Source organism: Lewinella sp., assembly GCF_050633125.1.
Lineage (GTDB): Bacteria > Bacteroidota > Bacteroidia > Chitinophagales > Saprospiraceae > Lewinella.
In genome coordinates this window covers 1-12,946 of sequence record NZ_JBOEFX010000176.1, presented here as the reverse complement: position 1 = coordinate 12,946, position 12,946 = coordinate 1, and the positions used below count along the sequence as shown (strand labels likewise).

General features: G+C 45.7%; 8 protein-coding genes. 3 read left to right on the top strand and 5 right to left on the bottom strand.

Annotated elements, in window-relative coordinates; all coding sequences use genetic code 11:
• Positions 1-57 precede the first annotated feature (57 nt).
• On the top strand, positions 58-1,410 hold the full coding sequence (hemN, locus tag ACRBG0_RS27095; protein WP_431489961.1) for an oxygen-independent coproporphyrinogen III oxidase: 1,353 nt from the start codon (positions 58-60) through the stop codon (positions 1,408-1,410).
• A 62-nt stretch (positions 1,411-1,472) separates the two neighbouring features.
• Here the strand turns inward: hemN and ACRBG0_RS27090 are convergent, their stop codons facing one another.
• Positions 1,473-3,857: a carboxypeptidase regulatory-like domain-containing protein gene (locus ACRBG0_RS27090; RefSeq protein WP_431489960.1), complete on the bottom strand. Its 2,385-nt coding sequence runs from the start codon at positions 3,855-3,857 to the stop codon at positions 1,473-1,475.
• Positions 3,858-4,017: 160 nt separating this feature from the next.
• Positions 4,018-6,306 (bottom strand): OmpA family protein, encoded by a 2,289-nt coding sequence (locus tag ACRBG0_RS27085; protein WP_431489959.1) that lies wholly within the window; start codon positions 6,304-6,306, stop codon positions 4,018-4,020.
• 286 nt (positions 6,307-6,592) lie between these two features.
• Here ACRBG0_RS27085 and coaD point away from each other — a divergent pair, with 286 nt between their 5' ends.
• Both coaD and accC read left to right on the top strand, forming a co-directional pair.
• Positions 6,593-7,051, top strand: a complete 459-nt coding sequence (gene coaD, locus ACRBG0_RS27080) for a pantetheine-phosphate adenylyltransferase (RefSeq protein WP_431489958.1) — start codon at positions 6,593-6,595, stop codon at positions 7,049-7,051.
• A gap of 178 nt (positions 7,052-7,229) precedes the next feature.
• Positions 7,230-8,702, top strand: coding sequence for an acetyl-CoA carboxylase biotin carboxylase subunit (accC, locus tag ACRBG0_RS27075; protein ID WP_431489957.1), 1,473 nt, complete (start codon positions 7,230-7,232; stop codon positions 8,700-8,702).
• A 98-nt stretch (positions 8,703-8,800) separates the two neighbouring features.
• Here accC and ACRBG0_RS27070 read toward each other — a convergent pair whose 3' ends face one another.
• From ACRBG0_RS27070 to ACRBG0_RS27060, 3 genes are all read right to left on the bottom strand, one after another.
• On the bottom strand, positions 8,801-9,388 hold the full coding sequence (locus ACRBG0_RS27070) for a toxin-antitoxin system YwqK family antitoxin (protein WP_431489956.1): 588 nt from the start codon (positions 9,386-9,388) through the stop codon (positions 8,801-8,803).
• 237 nt (positions 9,389-9,625) lie between these two features.
• Positions 9,626-10,273 (bottom strand): hypothetical protein, encoded by a 648-nt coding sequence (locus tag ACRBG0_RS27065; protein WP_431489955.1) that lies wholly within the window; start codon positions 10,271-10,273, stop codon positions 9,626-9,628.
• 31 nt (positions 10,274-10,304) lie between these two features.
• A partial coding sequence (locus ACRBG0_RS27060) for a hypothetical protein (protein ID WP_431489954.1) occupies positions 10,305-12,946 on the bottom strand: 2,642 nt, incomplete at its 5' end.

Genomic DNA, 12,946 nt, shown 5'->3' with positions numbered 1-12,946 from the left:
ACCTACCACATTTCACCACCACAAGTACTTTTGCTAAAAGTAAAAAAATCTTCAGAAATGGGCCTAAGTCTTTTAGAGAAATACAACATCCCCGCTCCTCGATACACCAGTTATCCTACTGTTCCTAACTGGACAGAACCAGGGCCTGCACCAAAAGACTGGTTAAATAGTATTAGGGTCGCGTACCAGGAGCAAGGTGTCGTCAATCTGTACATTCATCTCCCCTATTGCGAGCAGCTTTGCACCTATTGTGGCTGCAATAAACGGATTACAAAAAACCACGCGGTTGAGCTTCCTTATCTTGATAGTGTTTTAGACGAATGGAGAATGTATGTGGCAGCTTTGGGAGAAAAGCCCATGGTTCAAGAACTCCACTTTGGTGGTGGAACACCTACTTTTTTTGCTCCTGAAAATCTGGATTACCTCCTTCGCGGCATTTTTGCGGAAGCAAGCATTGCCCCTGATCACCGCTTTAGTTTCGAGGCTCATCCTAACAGCACGACCAGAGCGCACTTGGAGACGCTATACAGACATGGCTTCGATCGCATCAGCATTGGTGTTCAGGATTTCGGGCAGGATATTATGACACTTATCAACCGGAAACAGTCGACAGAAGAGATTTATCGCGTCGTGGCCGATAGCCGCGACATTGGATACACCTCCATTAATTTTGACCTTATATTTGGATTACCTCGACAAGATATTCAACACATACTCACTAATATTGAACACCTCCAGGAATTGAGGCCGGAACGAATAGCCTTTTATAGCTATGCACATGTGCCTTGGAAAAGCCCAAGCCAGCGTGCTTATGATGAAAAAGACCTCCCACGTGGTGCTGCCAAGCGAGAACTCTATGAAACAGGGAAAAAATTCTTGCTAGAAATGGGTTACGAAGAGATTGGCTTCGACCACTTTGCGCTACCCGGCGACGAGCTGCTCACTGCCTTTCAGGAACAGCGATTGCATCGGAATTTTATGGGCTACACCGCTCACGACACTCAGCTAAACATTGCCTTGGGGGTATCGGGAATTAGCGACAGCTGGTCGGCCTATGCACAGAACGAGAAAAAAATAGAAACCTATCAGGCTAGAATAGCCGCAGGTGAATTGCCTATCATTAAAGGATACTTACTGAACACCGAAGAACAGATCATCCGGCGGCACATTTTAAATATCATGTGTACCGAAACGACTTCTTGGTCGAACCCGGCTTTACAATGCCAGGATTTGTACAGTGGTATAGAAAGGCTAAAAGAAATGCAAGAAGACGGGCTATTGGTCATTGAACATCAACAGCTACGGGTTCTGCCCGCTGGGCGCCCCTACTTACGTAACATCTGCCTTGCTTTTGACCAACATTACTGGAAAAAAGCCGTAGGCAAAGGGCAGTTTAGCGAGGTGGTTTAATTTTTTATTTCACCACATAGACACATAGTAATAAAAACCTATGTGTCTATGTGGTGAAATATTTACTCGACCTTAATCAATTGTCCGTTCTGGTCTTGAACGACAAAGGCACCATTCCAACCTGCTGTACGCGCCCGCTGACGAATAGAACGAGCATCTGCCAGGGTAGCGATATTACTCACTAGCATCACCGTTAAGTTATTCTTTTGACGAGAGGTGATGGTTCCCATCGTCTCTGCTTTCGTGCGATCAAAATATTCTGGCTTGGAATAAGCAGCCAACTGAACCATGTAAGCGCCTGTATTGCTGACGGGGTTAGTAGGATTGGTAACCGGCCCAGGCGTATTTCCTCCTGCCGTGGTGCTGCCTGCTTCTGTAACGATGAATGCGTCATTATAGCCACGCCCTTTTACATTGCGTAAAGCTTGATCAGCTTGCTCACGTGTAGTGAACACCCCCAAACGAACCTTATAACGACTACCATCCTGAACCGCGTATACCTGACCAAGATTACTCAAGTCACCAAAGCGACTCAAGTCAGCCTTGCTAAGTGCTGCTAATTGCACCGCATAACCAGGCTGAACAGTAGTACCTGTACCACCGCCTCCAGGAGTAACCGGAGTTACGGGATTAGGCGTAACCGGAGTACCGCCATTATTTGCACTAGAAGTACCAGGCTGCATGCCAATAACGCCCAAAACGCTACGATTACGGCCATCCTCTACGGGAAGACCAAAGATAATATCCTGGTAACCAGGGTTCGCAATGAGGTAATCATAAGTCGTATAAGGCACCATGGCCACGTAGTAATCACCATTCACATCAGTAGTTGTCTCAGATTGACTACCCGTTGTACGATTGGTTACTTTTACTTTTACCCCTTGCAAAGGAATGCGGGTCGCATAATCAACCACCTTACCTACATAAGTTTCATTGATTTTCGTAAGATTGACGATTACTTCCTTCTGCTCACCATTCCCGGTAGTGGCCAAAGGTACCATTGCACTTACGTAGCCATCTTTACGAATCACCAGGTTACAGTTAAGGCCCTGCATTGCCTGAAAAGTGTAAAGTCCTTCGGCACCTGCTTGGTAAGCCCCCTCACCGCATTCTACGAAATCAACAACAGCATTGGCTACAGGTGAACCATCGGCTGCATTCTTAATAACAAGGGTAATATTATCGGCAGAGCGCGTCACTCTGTAAATATCTTCATTGCCACTGCCGCCGGTACGGTTACTTACTACGTAGCCGAGATTACGGGTGTCATCAAAATTATAGCTGTAATCATCTCTTGGAGAGTTCACCGCCGCGCCCATGTGGAAAATCTGTGTCCAACGGCCATTTTCAGGTTGCGAACGGAAAACATCAAAACCACCAAGGCCGTGATGCCAATCTGAGGAAAAGAAGAGGTTAGCACCATCAAAAAACGGTGTAATTTCATTACCGGGAGAGTTGACTACTGGCCCCAGGTTTTCTGGTGTACTCCAAGAATTACCAACGAGGTAGGAAACGTAAATATCATAGCCACCAAACCCGTCAGGGCGATCAGAAGCAAAATAGATACCACGTCCATCAGGTGTGAAGGTTGCGAAACCGGTAGAATACTCAGATCCATTAAATGGGTAAGGGCGTACATTGTTCCACTCACCACTAGAGGTAACATTGGCCTGAAACAGTGCCAGTTGCATACCACTAGAAGGAATTTGGCGAGTGCCATCCACAAAATTGTTACGGGTAAAGATAACCATGGTACCATCCGGAGAATAAGATACCGGGCCAGGGTTGCCACCATCTACCGTATAACCATTGCGTAATAGGTAAGGAATAGCCAAGAAACGATCTTGCCCGATCGTCGCTACCAATAAGCTATTACCGGCTGCACCGGAAAAAGTACCTGGTGCAGTAAGGTCTGTACGGGCAGAGTTGAACACGACCTGATCGTTGCCAACGATACCCGGGCCAAAATCGGAAGAGGGCGTATTAAGCAATTCAGGTACTACGGTAAACCCGGAAGTTGCTGTTATTTGCTGTTTAGCAAAATCACAACTTTGACTGTATTGCTGACCAACCATCTGATTCACATCTCGGGCATAGGTATCATACCATTGCTTTGCTTCATCGTAGCGGCCTAAAGCACGAAGAACGTGTCCAAATTCTAGAAAGTGCTGCTTATTAATATCACGTTGACGTACAGCCTGTGAATAGTAGCGAGCAGCATCTTCCATCATATTCAAATGGCGGTAACTATCGGCTATTTTGCCCAAAGCCTCCGGATCATCCGGCCGCCGCTCTAATGCAGCCAGATAAGACTGAACTGCTAAATTGTAAGCATTGATATCGTACTGCTTGTTGGCAGTTTTCATAGCAGTACGGAACTGAGCAGCCACTGGCGTACTACAAAGAAAGAACAGGGCAGCTAAAAGCGCAATTGGATAAAGTCTCATAGAAAAATCGATAGTTTAGGTAATAGGCTATTCATCTTGAACTAGACCTGGGAGCAGTAAAAAGCATTCTATACTTTTACCTAAGGTAGCTCCTAACGGTAAATGTAGTGTTCAATTTCGTTATTTACAAACAGATAACCTACAGGAAGATCAACTTACCTTAATTGGATTGCCCAATTTCGTGCTCTAAGACCCTAAATTCGGTACGTCGATTGAGTTGGTGAGCTTCTTCGCTACACTTTATTCCATCCGCACATTCGTTGACCAAGCGGGTCTCGCCATACCCTCTGGCACGGAGCCGTTCGCGGGAAATTCCTTTTTTACGTAAGAACGTGACAATGGCGTCAGCCCTGCGCTGAGAAAGTCGCTGATTGAAAGAGGCTGTACCTTGAGCATCTGTATGAGAGGCTACTTCTACCACAATATCCGGATTATTAACCAACAACCAATACAGGCGATTGAGTTCACTAATCGCTTCAGGACGGACGCTAGCTCGCCCTAGATCGTAATAAATATTTAAAAGATAAGGAATAGCAGTACTGGCATCATCATAAACTTTACTTCCTATTTGGAATTCATTTTGAGAATTTTCAGAAAGCGTATTTTCCAACTGTTGGTTGGCGCGTAGCCGATAAGGCGACAAATTTACGTCGATAGCCTGTGGCCAATTTCCACTACAAAAAGGACGCGCAAAAGTATTCGTAAAATAGCCATCCCCAACTGCCGTCAATTGATAACAACAATCTTCTTTGGTGTTAAAGAAAAACTCACCATTGACATCTGCTGTCAAATTGATATTGGCCGAGCAGCCAGAACTTACCAGGTACACTTCTGCAAAAGGAACCGGTTCTCCGTCTAATTGATCAATGACTTTTCCGGTTAATACTTTCTCATCTTTGCCAAAAGTGGGTAAACTTGACGTAGAGCGGGGCGTCAGCTTCCAGGTAAAAGAAAGTTTCTCCTGCCCCTCCGCTAGTGATGCACAAATCTCCATGCGGTCGGATTGGTAATGCTCGTCTTTAAGTTGAACATAAAGACAATCCTCCGGCTCCAAGTAGGTGGTCCACCGGCCATCGCCATCAGAGAACTGCATGAAATCTTCTCCCTGCAGTGCGAAAGGAATGCTCTGTTTGAGCAAGCTGTCCCTTTCAGACAAAAATTGTAATTCTAGCAAAATCCTCCGCGACTGAAAAGCGTAGATATCATCGCTCCCTGCACCATTTTTGCGGTTAGATGTAAAGAAACCATAGCTCCCGTCGGCTTGAATGATCAGGGCAAAATCATCGGCACTAGAATTAATTGGAGACCCCGGATTGTCAGGCTCTCCCCATTCTCCTCCGCCCAGATCTTCTGCCCGAAAGATATCAAGTCCTCCTAACCCCAACTGCCCGTTACTGGCAAAATACAAGACGCCATCATTATGGTAATAAGGATACAATTCATCCCCTTCTGTATTTACCTGAGGGCCCAAATTTATTGGAGAACTCCAACCAAGGCCGACGCGATCGCAATAGAAAATATCCTTACCGCCAAACCCTCCTGGCCGGTCGGAAACAAAGTAAAGGCGCTGGCCGTCAGGAGTCAATGCCGGGTGGGCAGTGCTGTAATTGACACTATTGATCGCCAGTGGCACAGGACTTGACCAGCTATTATCAGCTCCCTGCCTGGAAACCATAATTTCCAACCTTCGAATAGGTATTTTTTCTGAAACGATCTGTTCTTGGTTCCTCGTGAAAAAGACTTCTTTAAAATCGGGGCTAAAACTTACTATGGCCTCATTCACCCCACTATTTAATATTTCTGAAAAGCCCACCAAGGGTTCGTAAGAAAGGCTCAGCCCTTGCGGACGGTCTTCGGCCACCGGGCGAGTAAAGTAAAGGTCGTAAAAAGCTTCTTTACGTTTTTCAGTACTACGTACAGCACCAAAGACAATCCCGTCTTGAAAAAATGCCGGAGCTAAATCACTGTACGCACCATTGAAATCAGGTAATGAGACATCTATTTGTTCCAGGTTGCTGGTTGTGAGTCGTTCATAATAACTGCAAACATCTTGCAGACGGTTGGCGCGGTGATCATTGGGGTTTCTCCGCAAAAACTCCTGAAACGCAGACTGAGCGGCAACACACTCCCCCATCTGAAACAGCACTTGCCCATAAGCAAAATAGGTCACAGGATCTGCCTCTGGTTGAGCCAGTGCTTTGGCATACCATTCCGAAGCTTTAGAGAGATTATCCATCTTCTGGCAAGCCTCTGCCAACCCCACTAAGGCCGTGAGATCATTTTCGTTTTTACGAATAATTTTTTCGTAAACAGCGATAGCTTCTTCATAGCGGAATGTTTCCATGAAGAGTTCTGCTTTACGCAACTTAGCCTGCTGCGCAGGTAAATTGACAAGACAAAACAGTATTCCGATGATGGCCAAAAATGGCCCTGCCGTTTGTTTTCTCATAGAAACTTAGTGATATAGTGTAGTGTCACTAATCAAGTGCTATAAAACCTTTGTGAAAAACCGGCTTTTGAAGTGGAGTTGGTGGTGTAGTTACTTACTACTATAGATACGGAAAGCACAAAATAATGTTACAAATATATATTTTTCTGATCTAATGACCGAACAGAAAGGCCAGCTTAAGAAAAACATTATGAGAAAAAACCAATAAGACCACGACAATTTTCCAGGTTTTATTGATTTTGTGGCAAAGATCATTATCACCCCAATTTCATCAAATTATTAGTCGATGACCAAAATTGCCGTTTTTCCTGGCTCTTTCGACCCAATCACCACTGGGCACTTTGATATCGTGCAACGCGCAATGCCTCTTTTCGATAAAATAGTGATAGCGATTGGCGTCAACTCACAGAAGAAATATTTATTCTCCCTTGAGCAAAGAACCGCTTGGCTCGAAGCTGTTTTCGCTGATTACCCTAATGTAGAAGTGGCTACTTTTGATGGATTGACAGCTCATTATTGCAACAAAATTGGCGCCGACTACCTGCTCCGAGGCCTGCGCAATGCGTCTGATTTTGATTATGAAAAGACCATTTCACAACTCAATAATATTGTCGGACAAGGAATTGAAACCGTGTTCTGGATCAGCCAGCCGGCCTACTCACATATCAGTTCCACCATCGTCAGAGAAATCATTAAAGGAGGAGGCGATGCCCGTCCGTTTTTACCACCGGGGGTAGATATTTAGAAAGTCTAACTTATCACTTTATTTTTCTTCCAACAAGGTCAAAAAAGACAACACTCCACAAAGTTTTTCAAGAGGTCAGCAAAAATTTAGATTTTGCCCCTCGCTTACTTACCTTTACTCCTAACTAACTATCCAACCAGCAAACTATCTAACGCTCCAACCAGTAAACCACCCTTTCATGCAAAAGATTTTAGTTGCCAATCGAGGAGAAATTGCTTTACGTGTTATGCGTTCTGCCCGTAAAATGGGGATCGCTACGGTAGCCGTATACTCAGAAGCAGATCGCAACTCTCCACACGTACAGTTTGCCGATGAAGCGATTTGTTTAGGGCCACCTCCCTCCAATCAATCCTACCTTTTGGGCGATAAGATCATTGAAGAAGCCTTAAAGATCGGTGTTGATGGTATTCACCCAGGCTATGGTTTCCTGAGTGAAAATTCCAAGTTTGCACAGGCGGTAGAGAAAGCCGGCATTACCTTTATTGGGCCCAAGTCACACGCCATCGAAGTGATGGGCGACAAGCTGGCAGCCAAAGATACCGTCAAGGATTTTGACGTCCCCATGGTTCCCGGTGTTGACCATGCGATTACGGACGTTGCAGAAGCCAAACAAGTGGCGATGGAGATAGGTTTCCCCATCCTGATCAAAGCCTCCGCAGGTGGTGGTGGTAAAGGGATGCGGATGGTAGAAAATGTCGAAGAATTTGAAGAGCAGATGGATCGCGCCGTGAGCGAAGCCGTTTCTGCCTTTGGCAATGGTGCGGTTTTTATTGAAAAATTTGTGACCTCACCCCGCCACATTGAGATTCAGGTACTGGCCGATAGTCATGGCAATGTGGTTCACCTTTTTGAACGGGAATGTAGCATCCAGCGTCGCCACCAGAAAGTAGTGGAAGAAGCCCCATCCAGTGTCCTAAGCCCTGAGCTGCGGGCCCGCATGGGCGCTGCTGCCGTACAGGTTGCAAAATCTTGCGATTACTTGGGCGCTGGCACCGTAGAGTTCCTCATCAACGACAAGCATGATTTCTACTTCTTGGAGATGAACACTCGTCTGCAAGTAGAGCACCCCGTATCAGAGTTGATCTCTGGGGTAGATTTGGTAGAAATGCAAATTCGGATAGCCCGGGGAGAAGCACTTCCTTTCACCCAAGACGACCTCAAAATTACGGGGCACGCCCTGGAATTGCGCGTCTACGCCGAAGACCCGCTCAACAACTTCCTGCCTAGCGTAGGTACCCTCCATCGCTATCGTCCGCCCTCTGGCGAAGGTATTCGCGTAGACGATGGTTTCACCGAAGGTATGAGTATCCCGATCTATTACGACCCCATGCTGTCCAAGCTCATCACCTATGGCGAAACCCGCGAAGCAGCTATGCGCATGATGATCGCCGCCATTGAAGATTACGAGATCGAAGGGGTCGCTACTACCCTACCCTTCGGAAAGTTTGTCTGCCAGCACGAAGCCTTTCGTTCAGGTAATTTCGATACCAATTTTGTCAAAAAATACTACCAACCCGAAATGCTCGAAGCAGCCATGAAGGAGGAAGCTCGCGTAGCAGCCGCCCTGGGCAAAGCCCTCTGGCTCGAACAACACGCACAGCTGGAAATCCCCGACGCAGGCGCTACCGATTGGTGGGAGCAGCGGCGGTAGAAGAATTGTACACAGCGACTTAGGTAGTGCTCAGGTTAGTTTCCAAACTAACCTGGTACATCGCGCTGGTCCCCTGACCAGCAGAATAAAGCAAGTCGTCAATGTAACTCTTCATAATCGATCTCTCCATTCTTCTTGTAATGGATAGTTCTAACTCGAACACCGTCTTCTCCTCGAATGACTTTGCTTACAACTCGTCCTTTCTTGTCATATCCTAATATGTCACTACAATTTCCATTATCACAAGAGAAGAACGCTTCGATATTGCCATTCTTATAATAGAATTTCCAAACACCATGTGGTATCCCGTTTAGGTAAAATTCCTCAAAACTTAGCCTACCATTTCTATAGTATTTCACTGGGCCAGTTAGCTGGCCATTTATAAAAGTCTCCTCCTTTTCTAGCTTTCCAGTAAAAGAGTAATGCCTAAAAACTCCGCTAGCGATACCATCGCTATAAAAGCCTTCCATTTTAATATTTTCTGACTTGAAATAGTAAAGACGATATACTCCATGTAGCTTATTGTCTTTGAAGACACAGTCTACTGTAGCATCTTGAACCCCATCATAATAATTGTAAGCCCCTTCTTTATATTCGTCATTTCCAAGAGGGTAGTGTTGTGCCTCCAAAGGAATAAAGAGCACCAAAGTCAAGAATAAGAACAAAGTATAACTCTGTGAATTCATTATGAGGGTATTTAAAGTAATGAGCGCGCCCCGAACTTCGGCCTATTAGCCTACGCACTAGTTTTGGTTCTTGACAAATGCTGTTTAGTGTTGGTTTCACCCTACGTCAACGCGTGCCGCACTAGTTTTCTTTTCGCTAGTCAGGGGATCAGCAGGATACTACCCGACCATAGAGGTCGGGATAGTCAGGGGACTACAATGCGCCTTGTTCGTTTTGTGAAATTACAGATGGCTAACTTATAGTCGCGTACACCTGTTATTTCGTGCTTTGCGTCGAACAATTTCTAAAATATCGGCTTGTAATGCTGGGTCATCAATGTTTTTTTCGCACCAATCTTTGGTTATTGATAGTAAATCAGTAAGTCTTTTTCCTTGTTTTGAGAAGGCCCTTTTGTAGAAACAATTGAAAAGCTCCATCGTAGACTGATACTTCATATGATAATATCTAATCTCGCAATTTTTTTTATATAATTCCACTTGCTCTAAATACTTTGGCGTAGGATTTATGACAATAGCATTACTTGTTTTACCACAACGATTTCGAGGATCGTTAAGATCGAAACTTATTGGGTCATAGTCAAGTTCTAGCTCTTTTACTAACATTAGGAATTCACTAAGCCATCTCACATACAACTCTGTCCGAATTGGACGTATAAAATCATAGTCTACATGTCCAGTGCGAGAAGAATTTATGACATATATGCTTTCAGGTAGTGAGGGGCCAATTGCTAAAAGCCTATCGACATCTCCACTCTCTTTGTAGATATTTAAACCTTCATTCATGGTTTCATAAATAGGATCAACTTCATTTTGAGCATTTGCAGGCAAACTCATTGCTGTAAGTAATAGGCTTATCAGACCGATGATGTTTATTGGTTTATCCATAGTTGTTTTCGATTAAAAACATTCTGCCCCCCTACATCTTCACCACCCAAGTCACCCAATACCGCCCGGCTTGTTCCTCCCAAAGGCGAAGGCCATAACGGCCGGAGGGCAGCGTGCCCAAATCGAGCTCAAAACTGCTAGCGGATGACCAATTCAGCGGAATCGTTTGGATCAGCTGGCCCAATTGGTTGAATACCTCCAAGGCTTGGTCTTCCATCAGGTGATCGCCGGTATAGACGATACGTAGCGCCCCGCTGGTGGGGTTGGGGTAAACCTGAAAAGGAGCGTCTTCCAGCAGTCGTTTATCCTTTACGCCCGTCAATTGGAAGGTCGCCGTACTGGTACAGCCCACGCTATCGGTAAGCATAACCTCATAAAAGGCCGATGCCAACTCATTGATGGTCATCGTAGTATCATTGGTAGACCAGAGGTAACTGTATGGCGGAGTACCTCCCCCAGCCAAAGCTGTGAGGCTATCAACGCCCAGTGGATCATTAAGAATAGTCAAATCCAAAGCCGGAGGCTCGTTGACCTCAAAGAGCAATTGCCGCACACATCCATTGGAATCGGTGAGACTAAGTTGGTATTGAGCAGGTAATAAATTTACTAAATCGGGGCCTTGCAAAGAGGGAACCAAAATACCATTGCGGCGCCAACGATAGGTATAGGGGCCATCGCCTCCCATCACCAGCGAGGTAATTTCGCCATCGTTAAAGCCAAAACAGGACACATCTTCTGCCGTTCCATCCACAACCAGCTCGGTCAAGGGCTGACGTACGCGCAAGCCTGGGAAAATCGCCCGGCAGGTATCACTATCTGTTACCGTAAGGGTATAGATACCTGCTGATAAATCCATGATATCTTCCGTCTCTGCATCATTTGACCACTCATAACTAAAAGGAGCTACCCCCCCACTAACTTCAATGTCAATGGCACCATCAAGGCCTCCTCGACAACTCACTGGATGAATTATAGTATCCGAAAGAACAATCAAATCATTGATAGAAACAACGTTGGAATCTCTATAAATTGCGGTACAACCTTTCTGGTCGGTGACCAGCAATTCATAAATACCTGCAAGCGCAAATCGATGGTCTTCTTGTGTACTTACGGTAGTACCTTCCTCATTCATCCAATTGTAATCATAAGGGCCGGTACCTCCATTTACAGAGACATAAATACTGCCATCGGCACCTCCAAAGCAATTGACGACCGTAAAGCTGTCCCGTTCGATAGTAATCGGTGTTGGTTGTTGGCCCGGAACGACTGCTGACTGTACTTCACACCCAGTTTCCAGATCAGTCACTGTTACACTGTAGGAATTATCAAAACCAATCCCAGTTACAGCAACCGTATTGCTATCACTTTGCTCAATATAGGTGGGCGAAAAATGGTAGCGCAACAACTCTGAACCACCACTGGTATAGGCCGTTAGCTGGGCATCAGTCCCTTGAAAACAACTTACTTGCTGAACAACGAAACTATCTAGCAACAAAGGTTCAACCCTGTCTCTGACCTTGATCGTACCAAAGGTGCTCACACAACCATTGTCGTCCGTAATCGTAAGAAAATAGTCACCAGGTTCCGGGTTGACAATACTTGGGCTATCCGAACGATCCGACCAGTTATAATCATAAGGCATGCTCCCTCCAAAAATCTGGCTGGATAAAACATCAATTGCATCTGGATCACAAACATTGCCCAGTTCCAGATCAGCATTTACAACCAAAGTAGGTGGATCGGTAAGGCTCAGCGTTGTATCTAACCCACAGCCGCGAGCGTCAGTCACAGAAAGCAGGTAGTTCCCTGCGGCTAAATTGGCAATACTGTTGGTAGTGTTACCTGTTCCCAGCCAATTGTAATTGTAAGGTGCAGTCCCCCCGCTGGCTGCTGTCTCCAGAAAGCCATTTTCATCTCCCGCACAAGCAATGCCTACACTATCCACTACTGTTAGTGCTAAAGGATCAGGGTAAGCAAGCTGAAATGTATCAGACAAAAAGCTACAGCCCAAAGCATCGGTCACGATATACTGGTAGTCTCCCGGGCCCAAAAACATTTGATCTACGTGGTTTGTATTATCGAAGGCCCAGAAAAACTGGAAAGGTGGCTGGCCTTGCTGAATCAGCGTTTGGTCAATAATTCCATCGTTTACCCCGAAGCAAGATGGCTGAACAACCGTAGAATTGATGGTAAAGACTTGTTCTGCATCCAAAATAAAAACCGAATCCGCAATACATCCACGGGCATCCGTAACGGTCAGAGAATATTCACCTACGGGGATATTGTTTAAGTCGGATGCCATTACGCCATTGGACCATGCATAAATATGAGGCATTTGGCCTCCGGCATTTACTTGTATCACTCCATTACTCAACCCTACACAAGTAGGCTCCGTAAGGGTGGCGTTTAAGGTCAGGTCCGAAGCAGGGTCAAGTACGATATTCAAGGTGTCACTCATACAAGCATTGGTATCTTGAACCAACACCTGATATTCACCTACGGGAAGATGCTCACGCAGAGGGTTATTGGTTACAAAACCATCGCCCCAGAGGTATTGATAAGGAGCTTGCCCGCCAGTGGCTTCCAAGGTCAGAGTACCCGTTTCGTCGCCGCGACAAATTGGCTGTTCCATGTCGGCCAAATTTAGGTTTAAAGGAGCCGGTGCCGTAATGG

Coding starts and splice junctions, on each gene's coding strand:
- hemN (WP_431489961.1), top strand. CDS start 58: ATGGGCCTAAGTCTTTTAGAGAAATACAACATCCCCGCTCCTCGATAC.
- ACRBG0_RS27090 (WP_431489960.1), bottom strand. CDS start 3,857: ATGAGACTTTATCCAATTGCGCTTTTAGCTGCCCTGTTCTTTCTTTGT.
- ACRBG0_RS27085 (WP_431489959.1), bottom strand. CDS start 6,306: ATGAGAAAACAAACGGCAGGGCCATTTTTGGCCATCATCGGAATACTG.
- coaD (WP_431489958.1), top strand. CDS start 6,593: ATGACCAAAATTGCCGTTTTTCCTGGCTCTTTCGACCCAATCACCACT.
- accC (WP_431489957.1), top strand. CDS start 7,230: ATGCAAAAGATTTTAGTTGCCAATCGAGGAGAAATTGCTTTACGTGTT.
- ACRBG0_RS27070 (WP_431489956.1), bottom strand. CDS start 9,388: ATGAATTCACAGAGTTATACTTTGTTCTTATTCTTGACTTTGGTGCTC.
- ACRBG0_RS27065 (WP_431489955.1), bottom strand. CDS start 10,273: ATGGATAAACCAATAAACATCATCGGTCTGATAAGCCTATTACTTACA.